We start from the raw sequence: 26,791 nt of genomic DNA, 5'->3' as shown, positions 1-26,791 counted from the left end.
ACGACCAGGCAGTCGACCGTGATCATCCGGCGCCCCCGCACGACGGCCGGGCACGCGGCCACGGCGGTCCGTGCGTCATGAGCGAGGCCGTGCCCGTCGCCCCGGCCGCCGGGACGGACACCTCCGTCCCGGCGGCCTCCGGCGCCCGTCAGTTCTGGCGGCGGCTGCGCGCGCAGCCCGCCGCCCTCGTCGCGGCGGGAGTCGTCGCGCTGCTCGTCCTGGTCGCGCTCGCCGCGCCGCTGCTCACCGCCCTTGAGGGCCAGGACCCGACCACCTACCACCCCGCCCTCGTCGACTCCGCGCGCGGCGGCGTGCCGATCGGCTCCTTCGGGGGCCTCGGCGCAGACCACTGGCTCGGCGTGGAACCGCAGACCGGACGCGACCTGTTCGCCCGGCTCGTCTACGGGGCGCGCGTCTCCCTGGGCGTCGCCCTCGCCGCGACCCTCGTCCAGGTCGTCATCGGTGTCGTCGTCGGCGTCGCGGCCGGGCTCGGCAACCGCTGGCTCGACCAGGTGCTCAGCCGCGCCACCGACATCATCGTCGCCATGCCGCTGATGATCATGGCGCTGGCGCTGCTGGCGATCGTGCCCAGCGGCTTCCCGCGGCCCGTGCTCGTCTCGCTGGTCATCGGCCTGGTCGCCTGGGGCACCATCGCCAAGATCGCCCGCGCCCAGACCCTCACCCTCAAGGAACTCGACTACGTCGCCGCCGCCCGGCTCAGCGGCTGGGGCGCCTGGCGGATCGCCCGCCGCGAACTCCTGCCCGGCCTGGCCGCGCCCGTCATCACCTACGCCGCGCTCCTTATCCCCGGCAACATCACCATCGAGGCCGCCCTGTCCTTCCTCGGGGTCGGCGTCAAGCCCCCGACCCCGTCCTGGGGCGAGATGCTCACCGCGGCCAACATCTGGTACTCGGCGGCGCCGCAGTACCTGCTGCTGCCCGCGGGCGCCCTCTTCGTGACCGTGCTCGCCCTCACCGTGCTCGGCGACGGGGTGCGCACCGCCCTCGACCCGCGCGCCGCCTCCCGGCTGCGCGTCGGCACGGGCCGCAGGCGCGAGGCCAGGGCCGGCGCGACCGGCACCGGCACTGGCACTGGCACCGGCACTGGCACTGGCACTGGCACCGGGGTCGACACCGGGACCGACATCGCGGTCCGCAAGGAGGGCGCCGTATGAGCGGCTTCGGCGGTTTCGCGCTGCGCCGGGTCCTCGGCGCCCTCATCACCCTGTTCGCCATCTCGATGATCATCTACGTCGTCTTCTACGCCACCCCCGGCAACGTCGCCCAGATCACCTGCGGTCCGCGCTGCTCGCCGGAACAGGTGCACCAGGTCGCCCAGCAACTGCGCCTCGACGACCCGCTGTACCTGCGCTACTGGCACTTCCTGGAGGGCATCGTCGTCGGCCAGGACTACTCGACCGGCACCTCCGTCGCGCACTGCTCCGCGCCCTGCCTGGGCCTGTCCTACCAGAGCGACCAGCAGGTCACGCAGATCATCCTGACCAAGCTGCCCGTCAGCCTCTCGCTGGTGTTCGGCGCCATGGTGCTGTGGCTCCTGCTCGGCGTCGGCACCGGCGTGCTCTCCGCCTGGCGGCGCGGCCGCTTCACCGAGCGCGCGCTGACCGGCATCACCCTCGCGGGCATCGCCACGCCCGTCTTCGTCGTCGGCCTCGTCCTGATGATCGTGGTCTGCGGCCAGCTCGAACTGCTGCCCTTCCCGCAGTACGTCGCCTTCTCCGACGACCCCGAGCAGTGGGCCTGGAACCTGCTGCTGCCCTGGCTCAGCCTCGCGCTCGCCGAAGCGGCCTACTTCGCCCGGATGACCCGGGCGTCGATGCTGGAGACCCTCGCCGAGGACCACATCCGCACCTTCCGCGCCTACGGCGTCGGCGAGCGGTCCATCGTCGGTCGGCACGCCCTGCGCGGCGCGCTCGCCCCCGTGATCGCCCTCAACGCCAACGACTTCGGCGCGGCGGTCGGCGGCGCCGTCCTCACCGAGACCCTCTTCGGACTGCCCGGCATCGGCCAGGAACTGGTCCACGCCGTGACCGTCGTCGACCTCCCGGTGGTCGTCGGCATGGTCCTGGTCATCGGCTTCTTCGTGGTCATCGCCAACGCCGTCGCGGACGTGCTGTACGCGGTGGCCGACCGACGGGTGGTACTCGTATGAGCCTGGTGGAAGTCACGGACCTGACCGTCGAGTTCGGGTCCCTGCGGGCCGTGGACGCGCTGTCGTTCCGGCTGGAGCGGGGCGCCGCGCTCGCCCTGGTCGGCGAGTCCGGCTCCGGCAAGTCCACGGTCGCCTCCGCGCTGCTCGGGCTGCACCGCGGCACCGGCGCCCGGGTCACCGGCTCGGTCCTGGTCGCCGGCATCGACGTCCAGGCCGCCTCCGACGAGGAGCTGCGGCGGCTGCGCGGGGCCAAGGCCGCCATGGTCTTCCAGGACCCGCTGTCCGCGCTCGACCCGTACTACGCGATCGGCGATCAGATCGCCGAGGTCCACCGGGTGCACACGCGAGTCTCGCGCCGGGCCGCCCGCGCGCGGGCCGTCGAGGTCCTCGACCGGGTCGGCATCCCGGACGCCGCGCGGCGCTCCCGCTCCCGGCCGCACGAGTTCAGCGGCGGCATGCGCCAGCGCGCCCTGATCGCCATGGCGCTCGCCTGCGAACCCGACCTGCTCATCGCCGACGAGCCGACCACCGCCCTCGACGTGACCGTGCAGGCCCAGATCCTCGACCTGCTGCACGGACTGCGCGAGGAGACCGGCACCGGTCTGCTGCTCGTCACCCACGACGTGGGTGTCGCCGCCGAGAGCGTCGACGAGGTCCTGGTCATGCGGCACGGCCGCACCGTCGAGCACGGCGGGGTCGGCACGGTCCTCACCGCGCCCGCCTCGGCGTACACCCGTGAACTCCTCGCCGCCGTCCCGCGCGTGGACGCCCCGCGCGCCGACTCCCGGGCGACCGACGAGGTCGTCCTGGAGGCGACCGGGCTGCGGCGCGAGTTCGGCCGCGGGAAACGGGCGTTCGCTGCCGTGGACGACGTCTCGCTGACCGTCCGCCGGGGCGAGACCCTGGGCGTCGTGGGCGAGAGCGGCAGCGGCAAGACCACCCTGGGCCGCATGCTGGTCGGCCTGCTGGAGCCGACGGCGGGCACGATCCGCTACGACGGACGGCCGCACACCGGTGTGGACCCGTCCGTCCAGATGGTCTTCCAGGACCCCGTCTCCTCCCTCAACCCCCGCCGCAGCGTGGGCGAGTCCATCGCCGACCCGCTGCGCGCGCGGGGCGCCGCCCCCGGCGAGCACGGGCGGGACGAGGAGCGGATCGGGCGACGCGTGCGGGAACTGCTGGAGCGCGTGGGCCTCGACGGCGCGCACTACGACCGCTATCCGCACGAGTTCAGCGGCGGACAGCGCCAGCGCGTGGGCATCGCGCGGGCGCTCGCCGCCGACCCGCGCGTCATCGTGTGCGACGAGCCCGTCTCCGCCCTGGACGTCACCACACAGGCCCAGGTCGTCGCGCTGCTCGGCGAGTTGCAGAAGGAACTCGGGCTGGCGCTGGTCTTCGTCGCGCACGACCTCGCCGTGGTCCGCCAGGTCAGCGACCGGGTCGCGGTGATGCGCAAGGGCCGGATCGTCGAGGAGGGCCCCGCCGACACGGTGTACGACTCCCCGCAGGACCCCTACACCAAGGAACTGCTGGCCGCCGTGCCCGCCCTCGACCCGGGGGTCGCCGCCCTGCGGCGGGCCGCGCGGCGGGAGCTGTCGGCGGCGTAGGAGCATGCCGCCCGTCCCGCGCGGGACATGACCATCCGTGAACGTGCGATCTCCTAGCGCGACGGAACGTCAACCGTGCGGGAAAGTTACGACCGTTCACCCCTTCCGGTGGCGCGATGGACAACCGTCCGTCGCGCCACCCCCTTGTCCGCATACCTTCGTCCCGCTGCGAGCCGCCGGGACAACGGCGGCTCCCCATACGGGAGATCGGGGGTGCACACGTGCGCATCGGACTGCTTACGGAGGGTGGCTATCCGTATGTGAGCGGTGACACCGGACTCTGGTGCGACCGGCTCGTACGCGGGCTCGGGCAGCACGAGTTCGACATCTACGCGCTCAGCCGCAGCCCGCGCCAGGAGAGCGAGGGCCTGGTCCCCCTCCCGCCGCAGGTCGGCCGAGTGCGGACGGCTCCCCTCTGGACCGCGGAGGACGACGGCGCGGCATACGGACGCCGCGCGCGCCGGCGCTTCGCCGCCTGCTACCGGGAACTCGCCGAGGCCCTCTGCGCCGGGCCCGACGACCAGGCGGACCGTTTCGCCAATGGGCTGTACGGCCTCGCCGACCTCGCCCGCGACGAAGGCGGACTCGGCGGAGCCCTCCGCTCCGAGACCGCCGTGCGCGCCCTGGAACACGCCTGCCGCGCCCCCGGGGCCCCACGGCCCGCGCGCGAGGCACGTGTGCCCGAACTCCTCACCGTCGCCGCGCGCCTCGAACGCGCCCTGCGCCCCCTCTCCCTCGACTGGTACGAGGACGACGCCCTCGGCGCCGCCGACCTGTGCCACGCGACGGCCGGCGGTCCCGCGGCCCTGCCCGGACTGCTCGCCCGTCACTTCTGCGGTGTGCCCCTGCTGGTGACCGAGTACGGCGTGCAACTGCGCTCGCACTACCTCGCGTCCGGGGTGGGTGCCGGGGGTGGGGCGGGCGCCGGTGCCGGTGCCGCTGGTGTCGGTGGGGGTGGGGGCGGGGGCGGGGGCGGGAGTGCCGGAGCCGACACCCCGTCGGTCCGGGCCCCGCTCGCCGCCTTCCACCGGCTGCTCGCCGGCGAGATCTACCGGCGGGCCGCCGTGGTCACCCCCGGCAACGCCCACGCCCGCCGCTGGCAGGAGCGCTGCGGCGCCGACCGCGACAAGATCCGCACCGTCCACCCGGGCATGGAGGCCGCCCGCTTCGCCGAGGTCGGCGAGTCCGCCGACCGGGGCGACCCGGACACCCTCGTATGGGTCGGCCGGGTCGAGCCGGCCAAGGACCTCATGTCGCTGCTGCACGCCTTCGCCGAGATCCGCAGGGCGGAGCCCAGGACCCGGCTGCGTATCCTCGGCGCCCCCGTGGGCCCCGAGGGGCACGCCTACCTCGGCCACTGCCGGGCGCTCGCGGCACAGCTCTTCCCGGACGAGGCCGAGGGCGTCCACGCCGTCGGCGACAACCCCGTCTCCTTCGAGGAGATCGGGGGCCCCGAGGCGCCGACCGTCGCCGACGCCTACGCCTCGGGCGCCCTCGTCGTCCTGTCGAGCGTCGTCGAGGGCTTCCCGATCAGCCTCGTCGAGGCCATGCTCTGCGCCCGGGCGACCGTGTCCACGGACGTCGGCGCGGTGGTGGAGGTCATCGGCGGCACGGGGCTCGTCGTGCCGCCGCGCAATCCCCGGGCGCTCGCCGAGTCCTGCGTGGCGCTGATGCGCGACCCGGAGCGCCGCGAGCGACTGGGCGCCGCCGCACGCGCCCGAGCACTCGAACTGTTCACCGTCGAGCAGAACGTCACGGCATTTCACGGCATTTACCTGGAGATCGTCGCGCACTCCCCGGTCCGCCGCGTCGTCCTCGACGACACCGGTGAGCCCCTGCCGTTCGCCGCGCCCGCCGAGGCCCACATCCCCGGCCGCTGGACCGGCTCCACGACCCGCGTCGTCGCCCGCGGCGGCCCCGGCCGGACCTCCGACACACCGGTACGGGCCACGTCCGTGACGTCCACGGCGGCCGAGACCTCCACGGCGTCCACGGAGGGAGCCCGATGACCGGCCCGGGCAGACTCGACCACGCCGGAGTCCCGGTCGGCGCCGACGCCTGGGACGAACGCTCGGAGGAGTGGCTGCCGGGGGAGCCGGGGGAGTCGGGGGAACGGGGCGAGCCCGGTGAGCCGGGGGCGTCGGGGGAACGGGGCGAGCCCGGTGAGCCGGGGGCGTTCGGCGAGCCGGACGCCGCGACCGGGACCGCCGCGACCGGGACCACCGTGCCGCACGTCGATCCCGGCGTCCCCGCCGCCCCCGGCAGCGACATGGCGGCGGCCCGCGCGGGACGGGGTCGCGGGAGCGCCGGCCGACGAGGCGCCGCCGACCCCGTCAAGGCACTGATGCACCGCCACCGCGACCTGTGCGAACGGGCCGTGGACGCGCTGGAGATCGCCGCCGGACTTGAGGCGCACGGGGTCACCGACCGCACCGCCACCCGCTTCCGGCACCGCGACGTCTTCTCCCTCGCCGAGGAGATGTACGCCCGCGCCCCCCGCGACAACGACCCGCACCCCCACGCCGAACCGGCCACCGCGCCCCGCGCCCGCGCCGACTGGGCCCTGCTCGCCCTCCTCCCCGGTGTGCTGTGCGCCGCCGCCGTGACCGGCCTGCACCTCACCCACGGCCGCACCCGCCTCGCCGTGGCAGCCGCCGGCGTCCTCGTCGTGAGCCTCGCCGTGCGCGCACTCCTGCGCCGCGGCCCCCTCGCCCCGACCGCCGGCCCGCGGGGACGGCGCCCCACCACGCCCACCCACGCGTGGACCTGGTGCCTGATCACCTACGCCCTGCTCGGCGACGGCCTGCTCCGGGCCGTCCTGACCGGCGGCCCCGACGACCTGCCCGACGGCAGCCCCGACGGCCCCTGGCCCCTGGCCACCGCACCCGTCCTGGCCCTCGCCCTCGGCTGCGTCCCGGCGGCCTGGTGCGCCCACCTCTTCCTCACACACGCCCACCGCAGGCTCGGCTCCAGCCGCGGCCTGGAGGAGTTCTCCGCCGCCGTGCGCCCCGTGCTGCTCGGCACGTTCGCCCTGTACCTCGGCGCCCTCGCGGCCCTCACCGCCGCGACCGCCGCCGTCCTCGACGAACCCGCCGCCCACCCCGCCACCCTCGCCCTGGGCGCCCTCCTCCTGCTCGCCCGCCTGCTGACCGTCCACCACCTGCCCCGCCCGGCCTCCGTCGCGCTCGCCACGGCCGCCGGCGCCGAGGTCCTGGCACCCGCCCTGGTCCTCATCGGCCGCCTCCCGGGGTGCTCCTCCCTGGCCGTCCCGGTCCAGGTCCTCGTGGACGCCTGGGGCGCCGGAAGCGTCCCCGCGCTCGCCTGCGCTGCGGCGGCCCTGACGCTGCTGTACCACGCGACCCGCACCCTGACCCGGGCCTCCGCCCACGCGCCCGCGGCCGGACGGACATAAGACCCGCCCCGCCGCCGCGCACGGCACGCCCGCCCCACCAGCCCACCCCCCGCCGCAGGCGCCGGCGCCACCGCCGGAGGCAACCGCATCACCCTTCTGAAGGAGAAGACCAGATGACCACCTCCCGTCCCGGAGCATCCGGAGCCACCGGAGCGACCGGTGCGCACACCCCGGGAGCCGCCCGATGAGGGTCCTGCTGATCGGAGCCAACGGGTACCTCGGCCGCTTCGTCGCCGACCGCCTGCTCGCCGACCCGGCCGTCCAGCTCACCGCACTCGGCCGCGGCGACGACGCCGACGTCCGCTTCGACCTCGCCAGCGGCAGCCCCGGCGCGCTCACCCGCTTCCTCGACGCGGTCCACCCCGGCGTCGTCGTCAACTGCGCGGGCGCCACCCGCGGTGGGGCCCGCGAACTCACCCGGCACAACACCGTCGCCGTCGCCACCGTCTGCGAGGCCCTGCGCCGCAGCGGCTGCGGCGCCCGGCTCGTGCAGATCGGCTGCGGCGCCGAGTACGGCCCGAGCCAGCCCGGCTCCTCCACGGCCGAGGACGCCGTGCCCCGCCCCGGCGGTCCGTACGGCGTCAGCAAGCTCGCCGCCACCGAACTGGTCCTCGGCTCCGGACTGGACGCCGTCGTCCTGCGAGTGTTCTCGCCCGCCGGACCCGGCACCCCCGCCGGCTCCCCGCTCGGCCGGCTCGCCGAGGCCATGCGCCGCGCCATGCAGTCCGGCGACGGCGAACTCAAGCTCGGCGGCCTGGGCGCCCAGCGGGACTTCGTCGACGTCCGCGACGTCGCCCGCGCCGTGCACGCGGCCTCCCTCTCCGCCGCACAGGGCGTCATCAACATCGGTTCCGGCCGCGCCGTCCGCCTGCGCGACGCCGCCGTCGTCCTCGCCCGGGTCGCCGGATACGGCGGCGCCCTGCACGAACTCGACGGCCCTCCCGGCCCGTTGCGGGTGCCCCTCGGCCATCCCCGCGGCGACTCCGACCACGGCGCCCCGGTCGCGTTCCCGTACCCGGACGGCTGCGGCAGCTGGCAGCAGGCCGATGTGCGCACCGCCCGCGACCGGCTCGGCTGGCGGCCCCGGATCAACCTGGAGGAATCCCTCGCCGACATCTGGATGGAGGCGGCATGCCGCATCTGACCAGCACCCGACCGGGCAGCACGAGCACCGGACACGGCACCGCGTTCGGCATCCCCGGCTACGCCCACCCCCTCGTCGCCCCCGACGAATGGGCCGGACTCACCCGCCCCGGCACCCCCCTGCACTGGGTCGTCCTCAACGTCGCCGACGGCCCCGGCATCCGGCCCGACCCGCACTGCCTGGAGGCGGCGGGCCGGCTGAGCAACGCGGGCATCCGCGTCCTCGGCCACCTCGACACCACCTACGGCGCCCGGCCCGTGCGCGACCTGCTGGCCGACGCGCAGCGCTACGTCGACTGGTACCGCGTCGACGGCTTCCTGCTGGACCGCTGCCCCACCGAGCGCGGCGACCTCCCGGAGATACGCCGCGCCATCACCGGGCTGCGCGGCCTGCGTGACGGCGTCCACATCGTGCTCGGCCACGGCCGCCATCCCCACGCCGGCTACGCCGAGAACGCCGACCAGATCGTGACCTTCTCCGGCCCCTGGTCCGAGTACCGCTGGTCGCAGGCCGCCGACTGGACCGCCGACCATCCGCCGGACCGCTTCTGCCACTTCGTGCACGGCGTGCCCCGTCGCCATCTCGACGAGGCGCTGCGCATCGCGCGCTGGCAGGGCGCCGCCACCATCTGGTTCACCGACCGCACCGACCGCACCGACCGGGGCGGCCGGGGTGGCCGGAGCGACCCCTGGGAGACCATGCCCGGCTACTGGGACGACATCGTCTCGCGAGTCGGAACGGGTGTCTCGGAATGAAGATGGCCATGGCAGTGTTACCGGTAGAACATCTGTAGTGATCGACCGACCAACGGAGTCCCCGTGTCGCTGCCACCCCTGGTCGAGCCGGCTTCCGAGCTCACCGTAGACGAGGTCCGCAGGTACTCCCGCCACCTGATCATCCCCGATGTCGGGATGGACGGGCAGAAGCGGCTGAAGAACGCGAAGGTGCTCTGCGTGGGCGCCGGCGGCCTGGGCTCGCCGGCGCTGATGTACCTGGCCGCCGCGGGCGTCGGCACGCTCGGCATCGTGGAGTTCGACGAGGTCGACGAGTCGAACCTCCAGCGCCAGATCATCCACAGCCAGGCCGACATCGGCCGCTCCAAGGCCGAGTCCGCGCGTGACAGCGTCAAGGGCATCAACCCGTACGTGAACGTGATCCTTCACGAGGAGCGGCTCGAGGCCGACAACGTGATGGACATCTTCAGCCAGTACGACCTGATCGTCGACGGCACGGACAACTTCGCGACCCGCTACCTGGTCAACGACGCCTGCGTGCTGCTCAACAAGCCCTATGTATGGGGCTCGATCTACCGCTTCGACGGCCAGGCGTCCGTCTTCTGGTCCGAGCACGGTCCCTGCTACCGCTGCCTCTACCCGGAGCCCCCGCCCCCCGGCATGGTTCCCTCCTGCGCCGAGGGCGGCGTCCTGGGCGTGCTGTGCGCGTCCATCGGCTCCATCCAGGTCACCGAGGCGATCAAGGTCCTCACCGGCACCGGCGAACCGCTGGTCGGCCGACTGATGATCTACGACGCCCTGGAGATGCAGTACCGCCAGGTCAAGGTCCGCAAGGACCCCGACTGCGCGGTCTGCGGCGAGAACCCGACCGTCACCGAGCTCATCGACTACGAGGCCTTCTGCGGCGTCGTCTCCGAGGAGGCCCAGGCGGCGGCCGCCGACTCGACGATCACTCCCAAGCAGCTCAAGGAGTGGATCGACGACGGTGAGAACATCGAGATCATCGACGTCCGCGAGCCGAACGAGTACGAGATCGTCTCCATCCCGGGCGCCAAGCTGATCCCGAAGAACGAGTTCCTGATGGGCACCGCCCTGGAGATCCTGCCGCAGGACAAGAAGATCGTCCTGCATTGCAAGACGGGTGTCCGCAGTGCGGAGGTCCTCGCCGTCCTGAAGTCCGCGGGCTTCTCCGACGCCGTGCACGTCGGCGGCGGCGTCATCGGCTGGGTCAACCAGATCGAGCCGAGCAAGCCGGTCTACTAGACCCGCTCCTTCCCGGGTCCCCGAGGGGCTCGGCACCCTGTGTGCCGGGCCCCTCTCCGCTGCCCGGGGGCCGGGACCGGGCGGGGGCGCTACGAGCAGACCTTGCCGTCCTCCGGCACCGTCCCCTTCAGCAGATAGGCGTCGACCGTCGAGTCCACGCAGTCGTTCCCGTTGCCGTACGCCCCGTGGCCCTCGCCCTTCCAGGTCAGCTCCACACCGACGCCCTTGCCCAGTTCGTCGGCCATCCTGCGGGCCCCCTCGTACGGGGTCGCCGGGTCCCTGGTGTTGCCGACCACCAGGACCGGTGCCGCACCCGGCGCGCTCACTTCCGGGGTGTCGTACTGCCCGGCCACCGGCCAGTCGTGGCACCATCCGGCCGTGTCCCAGCCGAGGAAGTCCCCGAACACCGGCGAGATCCGCTCGAATCGGGGCAGCAGCGCCTTCGTCGCCTCCAGCGTGGGCCGCTGCTTGTCGTCCAGACACGATATGGCCCGTTGCGAGTGGGCCGACGTGCCGTAGTGGCCCGAGGAGTCCCGCTCGTTGTAGTCGTCGGCCAGCGACAGCAGCCGTGAACCGTCGCCGTCCTGCGCCGACTTCAGGGCATCGGTCAGCTGCGGCCAGCTCGTCCTGCTGTAGAGGGGGAGGACGATGCCGGTGACCGCGAGGGTCTGGGTGAGCTTGCGGCCGGACGAGGTGGGCAGCGGGTGGGCGTCCAGCCGATCCAGCATCGCGGCGATCTTCCGGGAGCCCTGCTCGGGGTCCTGGCCCGTCGACCTGAGGTAGTCGTCCAGGGCCCGTTGGAAGCCCCTGGCCTGGTTCTCGGCGTGGCCCACCGTGTCGGCGGTCGGGTCGACCACCGCGTCGAGGACCAGCCGGCCGACGTTCCGGGGGAACAGGTGGGCGTAGACGCCGCCGAGTTCGGTGCCGTAGGAGATGCCGAAGTAGTGCAGCTCGTCGTCGCCGAGGACCTGGCGCATCAGGTCCATGTCGCGGGCCGTGTCGGTCGTCGAGACATGGGCCAGCAGCGGTCCGGCGGCCCGCTCGCAGCCCTTGGCCATGCCGGTGGCGTCCTGGAAGTACGCCCGCTCCTCGGCCGGGGTGTCCGGCGTCGCGTCGACCGTCTCGGCCGCCCGGATGTCCCGGTCGTCGCGGCAGCGCAGCCCCTCGCTCGCGCCGACTCCGCGCGGGTCCCAGCTCACCAGGTCGTAGCGCCGGTGGAGTTCGGACGCCGTGTCCGCGTAGTAGGGCAGGGTCGACACTCCCGAGCCGCCCGGCCCGCCGAAGTTGAAGAGGAGCGATCCGAGGCGGTCGCCGCCGGTCGCACGGGAACGGATCAGCGCGAGCTCGATGGTCTCGCCTTCCGGCTTGTTCCAGTCCAGTGGCGCCTTGATCGTCGCGCACTGCCAACTGCCGTCCGGCGCGGGCGAGTCGGCCGTGCCCTTGCAGCGGCCCCAGTCCGGCTTCTGCGAGGTGAGCGACGCGGGCAGGGTGACGGACGGTTGGCCGGCGGGCGGCGCCGACGAGGCGTCCGACCGGTTCCCGCCCTTGTCCCCGCCTCCGCCCGAGCCGCCCGCACCGGACGGGCCGCCCCCGCACCCGGCCAGCAGCGCCACCGCGGCGACCGCGGTCGTCCACCGTGCGAATCGCGACATGCACACCCCCCTCACAGGCCCTCCGCACATCGGTCAGCGGAAAGCGGTCAGGCCATGGTATGCGGACCGGACCCAGCCCGTGACGGCCTGTGGATAACCCTTTGACCTGCGGTTTCATCGGGCAGGCGGGGTGGTTCAGGAGCAGACCTTGCCCGCCGCGGGCACCTTCCCGTCCAGCAGATAGCCGTCCACGGCACCCTGCACGCACTTGTTCTTGCTGTCGTACGAGCCGTGCCCCTGCCCCTTGTACGTCAGCTCCACGCCGACCCCCTTGCCGAGCGCTTCCACCATCCTGCGCGCGCCCTCGTACGGAGTCGCCGGGTCGCCGGTGTTGCCGACGACGAGGATCGGCGCCGCGCCGGGCGCGCTCACGTCGGGGTGGTCGGCCGCGCCGGGCACCGCCCAGTCGGTGCAGCTGATCATGCCCCAGGCCAGGAAGTCCCCGAACAGCGGGGAGGCGGCGCGGAACTCGGGCAGCCTCTCCTGGACGAAGGCGGGTGTGTAACGGGGTTTCTCGTCGGCGCAGTTGATGGCCACGTTCGCCGCCGTGATGTTGCTGTACTCGCCGTTCTCGCTACGGCCGTTCATCGAGTCGGACAGCAGCATCAGAATCCTGCCGTCGCCGTCGTACGCCTCCTCCAGGCCCTCGGTGAGGTACTCCCAGAAGTCCTTCGAGTACAGCGACTGCGCGATGCCGTTGGTCGCGGCGGTCTGGGTCAGATCACGCGGGAAGATGCCGGGGATCGGCTTCTTCTCCAGGTCCGCGAGCAGCTTCGCGATGCGGTCCTTGACGTCCTGCGGGGTGTCGCCGATCGGGCAGTCGGTCGTCTTCGACGTGCAGTCCTCGGCGAAGTTGTCGAGCGCGAGCTGGAAGCCCTTGGCCTGGCCCAGCGAGCTCTGCTCGGGGTTCTGCGTGGGGTCGACGACCGCGTCGAAGACGGCCCGGCCCACCCGCTTCGGGAACAGGTGGGCGTAGACGCCGCCGAGTTCGGTGCCGTAGGAGATGCCGAAGTAGTGCAGCTTGTCGTCGCCGAGCACCTGGCGCATCAGGTCCATGTCGCGGGCGGCGTCGGTGGTGCGCACATGCGGCAGGACCGCTTCGGAGTTCTTCTCGCAGGCCGAGTTGAACCGCCTGGTGCGGTCCACGAGCTGGGTGCGTTCCGCGCTGTCGTCGGGCGTCGCGTCCTGCTGGAAGAACACGTCGAGCTGCGCGTTGCTCTCGCATTCGACGGGGTCGCTGCGGCCGACCCCGCGCGGGTCGAAGCTGACCAGGTCGTAGCGGGTGCGCAGCTTCGCGTAGTCCTCGCCGAAGGCGGGCAGCGTGGTGACGCCGCTGCCGCCGGGTCCGCCGAAGTTGAAGATCAGCGAGCCGATCCGCCGGTCCGCCGGTCCGCTCGCCCTGGCCCGGATCAGGGCGATCCCGATGGTGTCGCCCTTGGGGTCACCCCAGTCGAGCGGTGCCTTCATGGTGGCGCACTGCCAGGGGGTGCCGCCCGGCAGCGGCGAGGGGGCGCTGCCGCCGCCCTCCGCCTCGGACGGGGCCGGGCAGTCCTTCCAGTCGAGTTCCTGGGCCGTCAGATCCCCGTCGCCGGTGTCGCTCCCGCAGCCCGCGAGCAGGGCGGACAGCACGGCGGCAGCAGTCAGGGCGGCGCGGATCCGCGATGGCTTCGGCATGAATCCATCCTGCGGTCGCGCACGTCAGCCCGCTCGGGGCATGGGCCGTAAGAGGTACGGGCCCCAGGCCCCCTAGAGCGCGCCCTTGCGTGTGAGGTGGTTGAAGGCGAGCCAGCCAGGGAGCACCGGGATCCACAGCGTGAGCAGGCGGAACAGCAGGACGGCCGGTGCGGCGACCTCCTTGGGGAGGCCGACGGCGATCAGTCCGACGGTCAGGGTGGCCTCGACCGCGCCCACGCCGCCCGGCGTCGGCGCGGCGGAGCCGAGGGCGTTGCCGGCGAGGAAGACGACCGCGACGCTCGCGATGCTCAGGGACGTCGAGTCGTCGCCGAACGCGCGGATCGACGCGTCCAGGCACATCACGAAGCAGGCCGTGAGCAGCAGCATCCCGCCGATGCCGGTGACGAGCTTCTGCGGCCGCTGGAGCACGTCGAGCATGCGCGGGACGACCCCCGCGAACAGCGACCTCACGCGTGTGACGAGGAACTTCCGCAGGAACGGCACCGACGTCACCACGAGGACCAGCACCGCGACCGTCAGCAGGCCCGCGATGACCGTGCGGGACGGCGACAGCGACGGCGTCTTCTCCGTGCCGGTCAGATAGCCGAAGGACAGCAGCATCAGGATGTGGCAGCCCAGCCCGAACAATTGCGAGGCACCCACGCTCGCCACCGCGAGCCCGGGGCGCACGCCGGAGCGCTGGAGGAAGCGTGTGTTGAGGGCCACCCCGCCGACGGCGGCCGGCGCCACGATCTTCACGAACGACCCGGCGACCTGTGCCGCGATGGTCCGCAGGAACGGCACCCGCTCGGGCACGAACCCCAGCAGCGCCATGGCCGCGGCGACGTAGCTGAGCGCCGAGAACAGCACCGCGGCGATCACCCAGCCCCACTGGGCCTGCGAGAACAGCGTGCCGAACTCGATGTGCGTGAGCTGCGTCAGCAGGAAGTACGCGCCGATGGCGCCGGCGATGAAGCTGATCAGCGTGCGCGGACGCACACGCTCCAGACGGGCCGGCTCGACGGGGGCCTGCGGCCTGATGCGCAGCACCTGGTGCCGGATCTGGGTGAGCAGGTCCTCCTCGCGGGCCTCCTCCAGCGCCTCGTCGATCGCCCGCTTCTCGGCCCGCTGCTCGGCGCGCACCGTCTTCTTGTCGGGGTTCTCCAGGGCGGGCCTGGTGTCCTCCGACGCCTCCGCGATGCGGGCGAGCTTCGCCTGCCGGGAGGCCTCGATCACGGCGTCGCGCTCGCGCTGGGCCCGTTCGCGGGCGAGCCTGCGCAGCGTCCCGCGCGTGGAGCGTGTCAGGGCGATCGGCTGGAGCATCGGCAGACAGTCGGCGACGGCGTCGGGACCGAGGACACCGACCGCCGAGGCCACCGCCCGTTCGGCGCCGACCCGCAGCCCGAGCGTGGTGACCAGCTGGGCGACGTCCATGCGCAGCAGCAGGTCACCGGCCGCGATCTCGCCGCCGCGCAGATCGGTGAGGATCACCGCGCCGGAACGATCCACCAGTATCGCGTCGCCCGCGAGCCTGCGGTGCGCGATGCGCCGGGACTGCAGCGCCCGCACCTGGTGCCAGGTGTGGTGCAGCAGATCGTCCGTGATCTCCTCGTCCGCCAGCGAGTCCAGGGTGCGCCCGCCGGTGTGCTCGTAGACGAGCATGACGGCGTCGGGGCCCAGCTCGGAGGTCGCGATCAGCTTGGGCGCGTTGGCGCCGGCCGCGATGGCCGCGTAGGCCAGCAGCGCCTCCTGCTCCAGGGCCTGGCGCAGCGACTGGAGGCTGCTGCGCGTGGCGAACCCGCGCAGGGTCAGGTTGCGCCACGCGCGGTAGAAGAACCCCTGGGCCTGCTGCTCCCGGTCGACGACGGTGACGTCCAGGGGCGGGCCGTCCTCCAGGGTCACGAAGTAGCGCCGGCCGCGGTCGCCGTTCTCGGTGTCGGCGATCTCCTCGCGGGCCGCGCCGACCGGGTGGAAGCCGACGTGCCGCAGACCGGCGAGCAGGGTCCGTCCCGTGGGCCGCACGTTGGGCGAGCCGACCGCGTACAGCGTCCCGTAGGCGACGGTCCAGCCGATGAGCACCGTCAGGATGATCGAGAACGGTGTCGTGTAGCCCGTGACCAGCATGGAGAACGCGTCGAGCAGCAGCACGATCCACAGCACGGCCCGCCAGCGCGGTCTGCGGGACATGCCGACGGCCGTCATGTAGGCGATGACGGGTGCCAGATAGCCGTGCACCGGATCGGTCAGGGCGTGGATGTCGCCGGGGGAGGGCTGGGTGAGCGCCTCCTGGATGGAGTGCGGGGCGGCCCGGGCCACCCACAGGTCCGTGGCCAGTGTCACCCCGTGGGCGAGGACCGCCGCGAGCACGCCGTCGGCGATGCGCAGCCCGTCCCGTTTGATCAGCCGCTCGATGGCGAACGCGACCGGTACCAGCAGGATCGCGATGCTGGACGCCAGCCCCGCGATCTTGATGAGCAGGTCGGGCGCCTGTCCCGTGCCCTTGTTGATGTCCTGTTCGAGGCCCGAGGTGGTGCCGTGGGCGAAGGCTGCGACGGCGAGCAGCACACCGATGGCGAGCAGGCCCACCAGCAGCCGCATCAGGTCCGGGGGACGGTGCACACGCGCGGGCAGGAGGGGTTCGTCACCCTCCACCTCGTCGGTGTGCTGGTCCTCCCCGCAGTCGTCGTCCGGCACGGGCGGCCGGGCCCCGGAGTCCTCCCCCGCGGGCCGCTTCGTCTCGGGACCGGCGGTGTCCGGGCGCGCCGCTGCGTCAGAGGTGCCCTCCCCGCCGTCGGGGTGCACGCCCTGCTCGTTCATCGTCTCTTCTTGATCTCGTATCACCGGTCACCGCCCGCACGATGGTGGCATGCCCCACCGACACACAGGGGTGCCAGGGTGCACCTGCGGGGGCGCACAGTCTGCCCGAAGCGCCGCCGGAGGGCGAGGGAGAGCCGCGGCGCCGGGGGCGTCACGTTGTCGGTCAGGTGGGGCAGGATGGGTCGAATGAGCGAGCAGAGGCTTCCGGAGGACACCGAGGAGCGCCCCGCCGACGCGCTGCCGGAGTACGCCGAGCGGGTCCTCGACGTCGCCGAGCGCGTCCCGCCCGGCCGGGTCATGACGTACGGCGACGTCGCCGAGTGGCTGGGGGAGGGCGGCCCGCGCCAGGTCGGCCGGGTGATGGCCCTCTACGGGGGCGCCGTCCCGTGGTGGCGCGTGGTGCGCTCCGACGGGGTGCTCCTCCCGGGGCACGAGCTGCGGGCGCTCGATCAGTACCGCGCGGAGGGCACCCCGCTGAGGGAGGCGAGCAGAGCCGCCGAGGGCCACCTGCCGCGGATCGACATGCGGCGCGCGCGGTGGGACGGCGAGGACGCGGAGGGTCACACCTGACAGCTTCCGCCATCGGAGGGCTCCGAGGGGAACCCGTGGCCCGTACGGGTGACACGGGGGACGCCCGTGGCATGCCGTACGTTCGAGAAGCGTGGGACGCGCGTGCCGCGTGCGCCGGGAGGGAACAGGCCGAAGCCCTGCTTCCGTCCGAGGCGACGGCGTAGCGTCGGTGCGTGTCCCGCCCACCCCGCGGTCACCGCCCTTCCCGTACGACGGCCCGCGTACCCGTCACCCGACCGCCCCCGGCGCCGCGCGCCGACCGAGACAGCCCCGAGCACCAGCACCAGGACCGGCGAACCACGTGAGCTTCCCTTCCTCCACCGGGCACCTTCCGCACCACCGGGTGCGGCAGGGGAACCGTGGCGCCTACCGGCTGGTGCGGACCCCGCCGGCCGAAGCCGTCCCCCCTCGTCTGGACGCCGCCCAGCGCGCGGTGGTTGACCACCGCACCGGCCCGCTCCTGGTGCTCGCCGGACCCGGCACCGGCAAGACCACCACACTCGTCGAGTCCGTCGCCGCCCGGATCGCCGCCCGCGCGGACCCCGAGCGCGTCCTCGTGCTCACCTTCAGCCGCAAGGCCGCCGTCGAACTGCGCGACCGCATGGCCCGGCGCGTCGGCGCCGCCCGCGCCCCCCGGGCGACCACCTTCCACTCGTACTGCTACGCCCTGGTCCGCGCCCACCAGGACAGCGAACTGTTCGCGGAGCCCCTGCGCCTGCTCTCCGGCCCCGAGCAGGACGTGACCGTCCGCGAACTGCTCGCCGGTGAGCCGGAGCTGGAGCGGCTCGGACTGACCCATGTGCGCTGGCCGGACGAGCTGCGCGCCTGCCTGACCACCCGGGGCTTCGCCGACGAGGTCCGCGCGGTCCTCGCCCGCAGCCGGGAGCTGGGCCTCGGCCCCGGCGCCCTGGACGCCTTCGCCCGCCGCATCGGCCGCCCCGACTGGCGGGCCGCGGCCGCCTTCCTCGCCGAGTACCTGGACGTGCTCGACCTCCAGGGCGTGCTCGACTACGCCGAACTCGTCCACCGCGCCGTGCTGCTGGCCCACCGCCCCGAGGTCGCCGCCGACCTGGCCGCCCGCTACGACGCCGTGTACGTCGACGAGTACCAGGACACCGACCCGGCCCAGGTCCGCCTCCTGCACGCCCTGGCGGGCGGCGGCCGGACCCTGGTGGCCCTCGGCGACCCCGACCAGTCGATCTACACGTTCCGGGGCGCCGACGTGAACGGCATCCTGGACTTCCCCGCCGCCTTCCCGCGCGTGGACGGCAGCCCGGCCCCCGTCGAGGTCCTGGGCACCTCCCGCCGCTCCGGCGCCGACCTGCTGTCCGCCACCCGGCTGCTCACCCGGCGGATGACCCTGACCCGGCTGCCCGCCGACAAGGTCCGCGCCCACCGCGACCTCGCCCCCGTGCGGGACGGCGGCCGCGTCGACGTGCACACCTACCCCAGCCCCGGCGCGGAGCTGGAGCACGTCGCCGACGTCCTGCGCCGGGCGCACCTTGAGGACGGCGTCCCCTGGAGCGACATGGCCGTCCTGGTCCGCGCGGGAGCCCGCATCCCCGCCGTCCGCCGCGCCCTCACCGCCGCGGGCGTGCCCCTGGACATCGACGGCGACGACCTGCCCCTGCGCCACGAACCCGCCGTCGCCCCCCTGCTCACCGCGCTGCGGGCGGTCGCCACGGCGGAAGCCGCCCGCCCCGCGCGCGACGAGCCCGCCCCGGACACCTCGTGGCTCGACACCGAGACCGCGCTCACCCTGCTCACCTCGCCGCTCGCCGGCATGGACGCCGCCGACCTGCGCCGCCTCGGCCGCGCCCTGCGTGAGGAGGAACGGGCCGGCGGCAACCCGCTGCCGCCGCCCTCCGACGACCTGCTCGCGCGGGCCCTCGCCGAACCGGAGCGGCTGGTCGCCCACGACCCCGCCTACGCGCGCGGCGCCCAGCGCCTCGGCGGCCTGCTCCGGAAGGCCCGCGAGGGCCTCGCCGGCGGCGGCACGGCCGAGGAGGCCCTGTGGGCCCTGTGGAACGGCACACCGTGGCCCTCCCGCCTGGAACGGCTCTCCCGGCGCGGCGGCGCTGCGGGCCGCAACGCCGACCGCGACCTCGACGCCGTGTGCGCCCTGTTCGCGACCGCCGCGCGCGCGGAGGAGCGCACCGGAGGACGGGGCGCCCTGAACTTCCTTGAGGAGGTCGACGCCGAGGACATCGCCGCCGACACGCTCACCCGGCGGGCCGTCCGCCCCGACGCCGTCCGCCTGATGACCGCGCACCGCGCCAAGGGCCTCGAATGGCGCCTGGTCGTCGTCGCGGGCGTCCAGGAAGGGCTCTGGCCGGACCTGCGCCGCCGCGGCTCCCTCCTGGAGGCCGACCGGATCGGCCGTGACGGACTCGCCGAACCGCTCACCCCCGGCGCGCTGCTCGCCGAGGAGCGCCGCCTGTTCTACGTCGCCGCCACACGCGCGCGGGAACGCCTCGTCGTCACCGCCGTGAAGGCCCCCGCGGACGACGGCGACCAGCCCTCCCGGTTCCTCACCGAACTCGGCGTCGAACCCCAGGACGTCACCGGCCGCCCCCGCCGCCCCCTGTCCGTGGCCGCGCTGGTCGCCGAGCTGCGCGCCACGACCGTCGACCCGCGCGCGTCCGCGACGCTGCGCGAGGCGGCCGCCCGCCGCCTGGCCCGCCTCGCCGCGCTCGCCGACGAGGACGGCCGCCCCCTGGTGCCCTCCGCCCACCCCTACCGCTGGTGGGGCATGGACGACCCGACCGAGAACAAGGTGCCGCTGCGCGACCGCGACCAGCCCGTCGTGCTGTCCGGCAGCGCCCTCGACCAGCTCGCCAACACCTGCTCCCTGCAGTGGTTCCTCGGCCGCGAGGTCAAGGCCGACGCGCCCGCCACCGCCGCCCAGGGCTTCGGCAACGTGGTCCACGTCCTCGCCGACGAGGTCGCCTCCGGACGCACCCCCGCCGACCTCGCCGTCCTGATGGAACGCCTGGAATCGGTGTGGAACGCGCTCGCCTTCGACGCGCCCTGGAAGTCGGAGCAGGAGAAGGCCACCGCGCGCGTGGCGCTCGAACGCTTCCTGAAGTGGCACGTCATGGACCGCACCGGGCGCACCCCGGTCGCCAGCGAGCACGACTTCGACGTCACCCTCGAAGCGGGCGACTACGAGGTCCGCGTCCGCGGCCAGATGGACCGCGTCGAGGCGAACGCCGGGGGCCGCGCCTACGTCGTCGACTTCAAGACCGGCAAACAAGCGCCCAGCTCGGCCGAGGTGGCCCGCCACCCCCAGCTGGCCGTCTACCAGCTCGCCGTCCGCGAGGGCGCCGTCGACGACGCCTTCGACGGCGTACGCCCCGAACCCGGCGGCGCCGAACTCGTGCAGCTGCGGCAGGGCGCCGCGCGGAAGGACGGCGGCGAGACCCTGCCCAAGGTGCAGGCCCAGGAGCCCCTGGAGGGGGAGTGGGTCGGCGATCTGCTGGCCACCGCGGCGGGCAAGGTCCTCGACGAACGGTTCACGCCCACCACCGGCCAGCACTGCGCGCACTGCGCCTTCCGGGCCTCGTGCAGCGCACGCCCCGAGGGCCGGCACGTCGTCGAGTGACCCGCCGCACCCCGGCCGCCGACCCGTGCCGCACCGGGCCCGGCCGCCCGGCCGGACGGGCTGTCGGTGGCCGCCGCTAGCCTCGTGACCATGCGCCCCCGCATCACCGACCCCGAGCAGCTCAAGGAGCTCCTCGGCATCCCGTTCACCCCGGAGCAGACGGCCTGCATCACCGCGCCGCCCGCCCCGCAGGTGATCGTGGCCGGCGCGGGCTCGGGCAAGACGACCGTCATGGCGGCCCGCGTGGTGTGGCTCGTCGGCACCGGACAGGTCGCCCCCGAACAGGTCCTCGGCCTGACCTTCACCAACAAGGCGGCCGGCGAACTCGCCGAACGCGTCCGCAAGGCACTGGTCAAGGCCGGCGTCACCGACCCCGACGTCATCGACCCGGACGACCCGCCCGGCGAACCGGTGATCTCCACGTACCACGCCTTCGCGGGCCGCATGCTCACCGACCACGGGCTGCGCATCGGACTGGAACCGTCCTCCCGCCTCCTCGCCGACGCCACCCGCTTCCAGCTCGCCGCGCGTGTGCTGCGCGAGGCGCCCGGCCCCTACCCGGCGCTCACCCGCTCCTTCGCCGACCTCGTCAGCGACCTGCTCGCCCTCGACGCCGAGCTGTCCGAACACCTCGTACGCCCCGAGGACCTGCGCACCTGGGACGCCGGACTGCTGCACACCCTGGAAGGGACCCGGCTCAGCAACGCCGACCTGCGCAAGGTCCCCGAGACGGCCGCCGCCCGCCGCGAACTCGCCGACCTCGTCCTGCGCTACCGCGCGGCCAAACGCGAACGCGACCTGCTCGACTTCGGCGACCAGATCGCCCTGTCCGCGCGGCTCGCCCGCGTCCCGGAGGTGGGGCGCGTCCTGCGCGACGAGTTCCGCGTGGTGCTCCTCGACGAGTACCAGGACACGTCCGTCGCCCAGCGCGTCCTGCTCGCGGGCCTGTTCGGCGACGGCACCGGCCACCCCGTCACCGCCGTCGGCGACCCCTGCCAGGCCATCTACGGCTGGCGCGGCGCATCCGTCGCCAACCTCGACGACTTCCCCGAGCACTTCGCCCGCGCCGACGGCGGCCCCGCCACCCGCCAGTCCCTGAGCGAGAACCGCCGCAGCGGCGGTCGCCTCCTGGACCTGGCCAACGGCCTCGCCGCCCCCCTGCGCGCCCTGCACGCGGGAGTGGAGGCGCTGCGCCCGGCCCCGGGCGCCGAACGCGACGGCATCGTCCGCTGCGCCCTGCTGCCCACCCACGCGGAGGAGATCGACTGGATCGCCGACTCGATCGCGCACCTGGTGCGCACCGGGAAGGCACCCGGCGAGATCGCCGTCCTGTGCCGCACGGCCGGCGACTTCGCCGAGATCCAGGGCGCCCTGGTCGCCCGGGACGTCCCCGTCGAGGTCGTCGGCCTCTCCGGACTGCTGCACCTGCCCGAGGTCGCCGACCTCGTCGCCGTCTGCGAGGTCCTCCAGGATCCCGGGGCCAACGCCTCCCTGGTCCGGCTGCTCACCGGCCCGCGCTGGCGCATCGGCCCCCGCGACCTCGCCCTCCTGGGCCGACGCGCCCGCCTGCTCGTGGCCCCCACACGCGTGGGAGCCGACGAGGACCCGGACCGCAGGCTCGCCGAAGCCGTGGAAGGCGTCGACCCCGCCGAGGTGATCTCGCTCGCCGACGCCCTCGACACGTTCCTGGAGACCCCCATGGACGGCCGGGGCGACGACGACGGGCTGCCGTTCTCGTCCGACGCGCGCGTGCGCTTCGCCCGCCTCGCCACCGAACTGCGCGATCTGCGCCGCTCCCTGTCCGACCCGCTCATGGACGTCCTGCACCGCGTCCTCGCCGTCACCGGCCTCGAAATCGAACTGTCGGCGTCCCCGCACGCCCTCGCCGCCCGCCGCCGCGAGACCCTGTCCAACTTCCTCGACGTCGCCGCCTCCTTCGCCGCGGGCGACGGCGAGGCCACCCTGCTGGCCTTCCTCGGCTTCCTGCGCACCGCCGCGCAGTACGAGAAGGGCCTCGACAACGCCCTGCCCGGCGGCGAGAACACCGTCAAGGTGCTCACCGCCCACAGGTCCAAGGGCCTGGAGTGGGACGTCGTCGCCGTCCCCGGCCTGGTCACCGGCACGTTCCCCAGCGCCCAGGGCCGCGAGAAGTGGACCGCCCAGGCCAAGGCGCTGCCGCACGCCCTGCGCGGCGACAGCGACACCCTGCCCGACGTCCACGCGTGGGACTCCCGGGGCATGAAGGCGTTCCACGAGGCCATGAAGGAGCACCAGCACACCGAGGAGCTGCGCCTCGGCTACGTCACCTTCACCCGCCCCCGCTCCCTGCTCCTCGGCTCCGGCCACTGGTGGGGCCCCGCCCAGAAGCGGCCCCGCGGCCCCTCCGACTTCCTGCTCGCCCTCCACGACCACTGCGCCGCCGGACACGGCGAGATCGAGGCATGGGCGGACGCCCCCGAGGAGGACGAGGAGAACCCCGCCCTGCACCGCGCGACCGGCGACGAGGCGTGGCCGCTGCCGCTCGACGCCGACGCCCTGCTGCGGCGCCGTGAGGCCGCCAGGACGGTCCTCGCCCACCTGGACGCCCTCGCCTCCCAGGAGACCGTCCGCCCGCCCGCCGTCCACGACGCCGACAGCCACGACGACCCCGACTGGCCCCCGCCGCCCGACGACGAGGACCCCTTCGGCGACGAACCCGACGTCGAGGACCCCACCGGCTGGGACGAATGGAGCCCCGACCGTCCCACGGTCCCGCACCAGGCGGGCGCCCCCACCGTGCCGCCCGCCACCGCGCCGGACGTCACCGGCCCCGCCGCACCGGAGAACGAACCCCTCACCCCCGAGGAGGCCCGCACCCTCGCCTCCTGGGACCGTGACCTCGACGCCCTCACCGACGAACTCCTGCGCGTCCGCAGCAGCGTCACCGACGTCCCCCTGCCCGCCACCCTCAGCGCCACCCAGCTGCTGCGCCTGGCCGAGGACCCGGACGCGCTCGCCCAGGAACTCGCGCGTCCCATGCCGCGCCCCCCGCAACCCGCCGCGCGCCGGGGCACCCGTTTTCACGCGTGGGTGGAGGCACGCTTCGAGGAGCTGACGCTCCCGATGCTGGAGCCGGACGAGCTGCCCGGCACCGACGCGGAGATCGCCGACGAACGCGACCTCGAAGCCCTCAAGGAGGCGTTCGAACGCACCGAGTACGCACGCCGCACCCCCCACCGCGTCGAGGTCCCCGTCCAGCTCACCCTGGCCGGCCGTGTCGTGCGGGGCCGCATCGACGCCGTCTACCGGACCGGCGACGGCGACACGGCGACGTACGAGATCCTCGACTGGAAGACCAGCCGCACCCGCACCGCGGACCCGCTCCAGCTCGCGGTGTACCGGCTCGCCTGGGCCGAACAGGAGGGCGTCCCGCCCGAATCGGTCACGGCCGCCTTCCTGTACGTGCGCACCGGCGAGGTCGTACGCCCCGACCTCCCCGACCGTCCCGCACTCGAACGCCTGCTCACCGGGGAGACCGAGTGTGACGAACCGCCCGACCGGGAAGTCCCCGCGGGCCGATAGGCTCGAAGCATGAGCCAGACCCCGGACAACGCCGTCCGCGCGTACATCGAGCAGCACCGTGCCGCCTTCCTCGACGATCTCGCCGCATGGCTGCGCATCCCCTCCGTGTCGGCCCAGCCCGACCACGCGCCCGATGTCCGCCGCAGCGCCGACTGGCTCGCCACCAAGCTCGCGGAGACCGGCTTCCCGGTCACCGAGGTCTGGGAGACCGCGGGCGCCCCGGCCGTCTTCGCCGAGTGGCCCGCCGGCGACCCCGAGGCCCCCACGGTCCTCGTCTACGGCCACCACGACGTCCAGCCCGCCGCCCGCGAGGACGGCTGGGCCAGTGACCCCTTCGAGCCCGTCGTGCGGGACGGACGCCTCTACGCGCGCGGGGCTGCCGACGACAAGGGCCAGGTGTTCTTCCACACACTCGGCGTCCGCGCCCATCTCGCCGCCACCGGCCGCACCGCCCCCGCCGTGCACCTGAAGCTGCTCGTCGAGGGCGAGGAGGAGTCCGGCTCCCCGCACTTCCGGGCCCTCGTCGAGGAGCACGCCGACCGGCTCGCCACCGACGCCGTGATCGTCTCCGACACCGGCATGTGGTCCGCGGACACCCCCACCGTCTGCACCGGCATGCGCGGCCTCGCCGAGTGCGAGATCCGGCTGCAGGGCCCCGACCAGGACATCCACTCCGGCTCCTTCGGCGGCGCGGTGCCCAACCCCGCGACCGCGGCGGCCCGCCTCGTCGCCGCCCTGCACGACGACCACGCGCGGGTCGCGATCCCCGGCTTCTACGACGGTGTCGTCGACCTCACCGACCGGGAACGCGCCCTCTTCGCCGAGCTGCCCTTCGACGAACGGCAGTGGCTGGAGACCGCCAGGTCGCACGCCACGCATGGCGAGGCCGGACACACCACCCTGGAGCGCATCTGGGCCCGCCCCACCGCCGAGGTCAACGGCATCGGCGGCGGCTACCAGGGCCCCGGCAGCAAGACGATCATCCCGTCCTCCGCCCTGGTCAAGCTGTCCTTCCGGCTCGTCGCCGGACAGGACCCCGACCACATCGAGAAGGCCGTCCGCGCGTGGGCCGCCGACCGGGTGCCCGCGGGCATCCGCTGCGAGATCGTCTTCGGCGCGGCCACACGGCCCTGCCTCACCCCCCTCGACCACCCCGCCCTCCAGTCCGTGACCCGCGCCATGGGCCGCGCCTTCCAGACCCCGGTCCGCCACACCCGCGAGGGCGGCTCCGGACCCGCCGCCGACCTCCAGGAGGTCCTCGGCGCCCCCGTCCTGTTCCTCGGCATCTCCGTCCCCTCCGACGGCTGGCACGCCCCCGACGAGAAGGTGGAACTCGACCTGCTCCTCAAGGGCGTCGAGACCACCGCCTACCTGTGGGACGACCTCGCCCTGAACTGGCGCCGTGCCCCCTGATCCGGCGCCGCTCGGACGCCCGCCGCGCGCGGGGCACACTGGAAGCACCGCCCCGCACGGTCAGCCCGCGCCCGCCCCGGTCCCCTCCCGCCCCTACGACCCGCCGAACCACCCACCGAAACAAACCGTTGCACTGGGGGAGTTGGAAGCACCCGTGACCACCTGGACCGACCACACCGCCGACCGTCCCATCTCGCTCACCGCCCCGAGCGGCGTCGACCGGGCCGCCCACCACCGCCTGGACGAAGCCTGGCTCGCCGCGGCGTGGAGCCACCCCAAGACCCGCTGCTTCGTGGTCTCCGGCGGCCAGGTCCTGATCGACGAGACGCCCGACGGGCGCACCGAACTCGTCATGACCCCCTCCTTCGAGGCCCCGCTCACCGAGGCACACCGCTACTTCCTCGGCACCGACGAGGAGGGCGTCAGCTACTTCGCGCTCCAGAAGGACGCCCTGCCCGGCCGCATCGACCAGTCCGCCCGCGCGGCGGGCCTGCGCGAGGCCGGACTGCTCCTGTCCGCCCGCGACATCGGCCTCATGGTGCACGCCGTCGGCCTGGAGAACTGGCAGCGCACCCACCGCTTCTGCTCCCGCTGCGGTGAACGCACGGTCATCGCCGCCGCCGGGCACATCCGCCGCTGCCCCGCCTGCGGCGCGGAGCACTACCCGCGCACCGACCCCGCGGTGATCATGGCCGTCACCGACCAGGACGACCGCATCCTCCTCGGCCGCCAGGTCCACTGGCCCGAGGGCCGCTTCTCGACGCTCGCCGGATTCGTGGAGCCCGGCGAGTCCATCGAGCAGGCGGTGCGCCGCGAGGTTTCCGAGGAGGCCGGCATCACCGTCGGCCCCGTCGAGTACGTCGCCAGCCAGCCCTGGCCGTTCCCGTCCAGCCTGATGCTCGGGTTCATGGCGCACGCCACCTCGACGGAGATCGACGTCGACGGCGACGAGATCCACGAGGCCCGCTGGTTCTCCCGCGAGGAACTGCGCGCGGCCTTCGAGTCCGGTGAGGTGCTGCCCCCCTACGGCATCTCCATCGCCGCCCGCCTCATCGAGCTGTGGTACGGCAAGCCGCTGCCCACCCGGAGCTTCGTCTGAGGCTCCACCGGCGAACCCCGGCATGAGGAGAGGCGGCCCCCGAACACCTCGGGGACCGCCTCTCGCCGAAC

Annotated in this window: 16 protein-coding genes; 13 read left to right on the top strand and 3 right to left on the bottom strand. The window is 74.0% G+C overall.

From position 1 onward, the window contains the following. Nucleotides 1–77: 77 nt before the first annotated feature. From AB0F77_RS00345 to moeZ, 8 genes are all read left to right on the top strand, one after another. Nucleotides 78–1,175: an ABC transporter permease gene (locus AB0F77_RS00345; protein WP_361938874.1), complete on the top strand. Its 1,098-nt coding sequence runs from the start codon at nucleotides 78–80 to the stop codon at nucleotides 1,173–1,175. Next, nucleotides 1,172–2,170 (top strand): ABC transporter permease, encoded by a 999-nt coding sequence (locus AB0F77_RS00340; RefSeq protein WP_361938871.1) that lies wholly within the window; start codon nucleotides 1,172–1,174, stop codon nucleotides 2,168–2,170. The genes AB0F77_RS00345 and AB0F77_RS00340 overlap by 4 nt, the downstream gene beginning before the upstream one ends. Continuing rightward, the gene (locus AB0F77_RS00335; protein WP_361938868.1) at nucleotides 2,167–3,777 is read left to right on the top strand and encodes an ABC transporter ATP-binding protein; all 1,611 of its coding nucleotides are present in this window, start codon (nucleotides 2,167–2,169) and stop codon (nucleotides 3,775–3,777) included. Before AB0F77_RS00340 ends, AB0F77_RS00335 begins: the two co-directional genes overlap by 4 nt. A gap of 116 nt (nucleotides 3,778–3,893) precedes the next feature. Beyond that, nucleotides 3,894–5,786 carry a DUF3492 domain-containing protein gene (locus AB0F77_RS00330; protein ID WP_361938864.1) on the top strand — a complete coding sequence of 631 codons (1,893 nt, stop codon included), beginning with the start codon at nucleotides 3,894–3,896 and terminating at the stop codon, nucleotides 5,784–5,786. 260 nt (nucleotides 5,787–6,046) lie between these two features. Further along, nucleotides 6,047–7,189: a hypothetical protein gene (locus AB0F77_RS00325; RefSeq protein WP_361939634.1), complete on the top strand. Its 1,143-nt coding sequence runs from the start codon at nucleotides 6,047–6,049 to the stop codon at nucleotides 7,187–7,189. Between the two features lie 184 nt (nucleotides 7,190–7,373). After that, nucleotides 7,374–8,333, top strand: coding sequence for an NAD-dependent epimerase/dehydratase family protein (locus AB0F77_RS00320; protein WP_361938861.1), 960 nt, complete (start codon nucleotides 7,374–7,376; stop codon nucleotides 8,331–8,333). After that, the gene (locus AB0F77_RS00315; protein WP_361938858.1) at nucleotides 8,321–9,088 is read left to right on the top strand and encodes a spherulation-specific family 4 protein; all 768 of its coding nucleotides are present in this window, start codon (nucleotides 8,321–8,323) and stop codon (nucleotides 9,086–9,088) included. The genes AB0F77_RS00320 and AB0F77_RS00315 overlap by 13 nt, the downstream gene beginning before the upstream one ends. A 63-nt stretch (nucleotides 9,089–9,151) precedes the next feature. Further along, complete coding sequence (gene moeZ / locus AB0F77_RS00310) at nucleotides 9,152–10,330, top strand: adenylyltransferase/sulfurtransferase MoeZ (protein ID WP_361938855.1); 1,179 nt, start codon at nucleotides 9,152–9,154, stop codon at nucleotides 10,328–10,330. 89 nt (nucleotides 10,331–10,419) lie between these two features. Here moeZ and AB0F77_RS00305 read toward each other — a convergent pair whose 3' ends face one another. The 3 genes from AB0F77_RS00305 to AB0F77_RS00295 form a co-directional block, all read right to left on the bottom strand. Next, nucleotides 10,420–11,982: an alpha/beta hydrolase gene (locus AB0F77_RS00305; protein WP_361938852.1), complete on the bottom strand. Its 1,563-nt coding sequence runs from the start codon at nucleotides 11,980–11,982 to the stop codon at nucleotides 10,420–10,422. Between the two features lie 135 nt (nucleotides 11,983–12,117). Further along, nucleotides 12,118–13,656 carry an alpha/beta hydrolase gene (locus tag AB0F77_RS00300; RefSeq protein WP_361938849.1) on the bottom strand — a complete coding sequence of 513 codons (1,539 nt, stop codon included), beginning with the start codon at nucleotides 13,654–13,656 and terminating at the stop codon, nucleotides 12,118–12,120. Nucleotides 13,657–13,728: 72 nt separating this feature from the next. Beyond that, on the bottom strand, nucleotides 13,729–16,473 hold the full coding sequence (locus tag AB0F77_RS00295; protein ID WP_361938846.1) for a lysylphosphatidylglycerol synthase domain-containing protein: 2,745 nt from the start codon (nucleotides 16,471–16,473) through the stop codon (nucleotides 13,729–13,731). 186 nt (nucleotides 16,474–16,659) lie between these two features. Between AB0F77_RS00295 and AB0F77_RS00290 the strand changes: the two genes are divergently transcribed. From AB0F77_RS00290 to nudC, 5 genes are all read left to right on the top strand, one after another. Next, a complete protein-coding gene (locus AB0F77_RS00290; RefSeq protein WP_361938843.1) occupies nucleotides 16,660–17,043 on the top strand; it encodes an MGMT family protein in 384 nt (127 codons plus the stop codon). 301 nt (nucleotides 17,044–17,344) lie between these two features. Further along, a complete protein-coding gene (locus tag AB0F77_RS00285) occupies nucleotides 17,345–20,647 on the top strand; it encodes an ATP-dependent DNA helicase (protein WP_361938840.1) in 3,303 nt (1,100 codons plus the stop codon). A 90-nt stretch (nucleotides 20,648–20,737) separates the two neighbouring features. After that, entirely contained in the window at nucleotides 20,738–24,208 is a 3,471-nt protein-coding gene (locus tag AB0F77_RS00280; protein ID WP_361938837.1) for an ATP-dependent DNA helicase, read from the top strand. 9 nt (nucleotides 24,209–24,217) lie between these two features. Continuing rightward, nucleotides 24,218–25,621 carry a dipeptidase gene (locus tag AB0F77_RS00275; RefSeq protein ID WP_361938834.1) on the top strand — a complete coding sequence of 468 codons (1,404 nt, stop codon included), beginning with the start codon at nucleotides 24,218–24,220 and terminating at the stop codon, nucleotides 25,619–25,621. A gap of 154 nt (nucleotides 25,622–25,775) precedes the next feature. Next, complete coding sequence (gene nudC / locus AB0F77_RS00270; RefSeq protein ID WP_361938831.1) at nucleotides 25,776–26,720, top strand: NAD(+) diphosphatase; 945 nt, start codon at nucleotides 25,776–25,778, stop codon at nucleotides 26,718–26,720. Nucleotides 26,721–26,791: the final 71 nt, after the last annotated feature.

The organism is Streptomyces sp. NPDC026672, from assembly GCF_040638185.1.
Classification (GTDB): Bacteria; Actinomycetota; Actinomycetes; order Streptomycetales; family Streptomycetaceae; genus Streptomyces.
The sequence above is the reverse complement of the archived record's forward strand: the minus strand, read 5'-3'. Positions and strand labels throughout refer to the sequence as shown.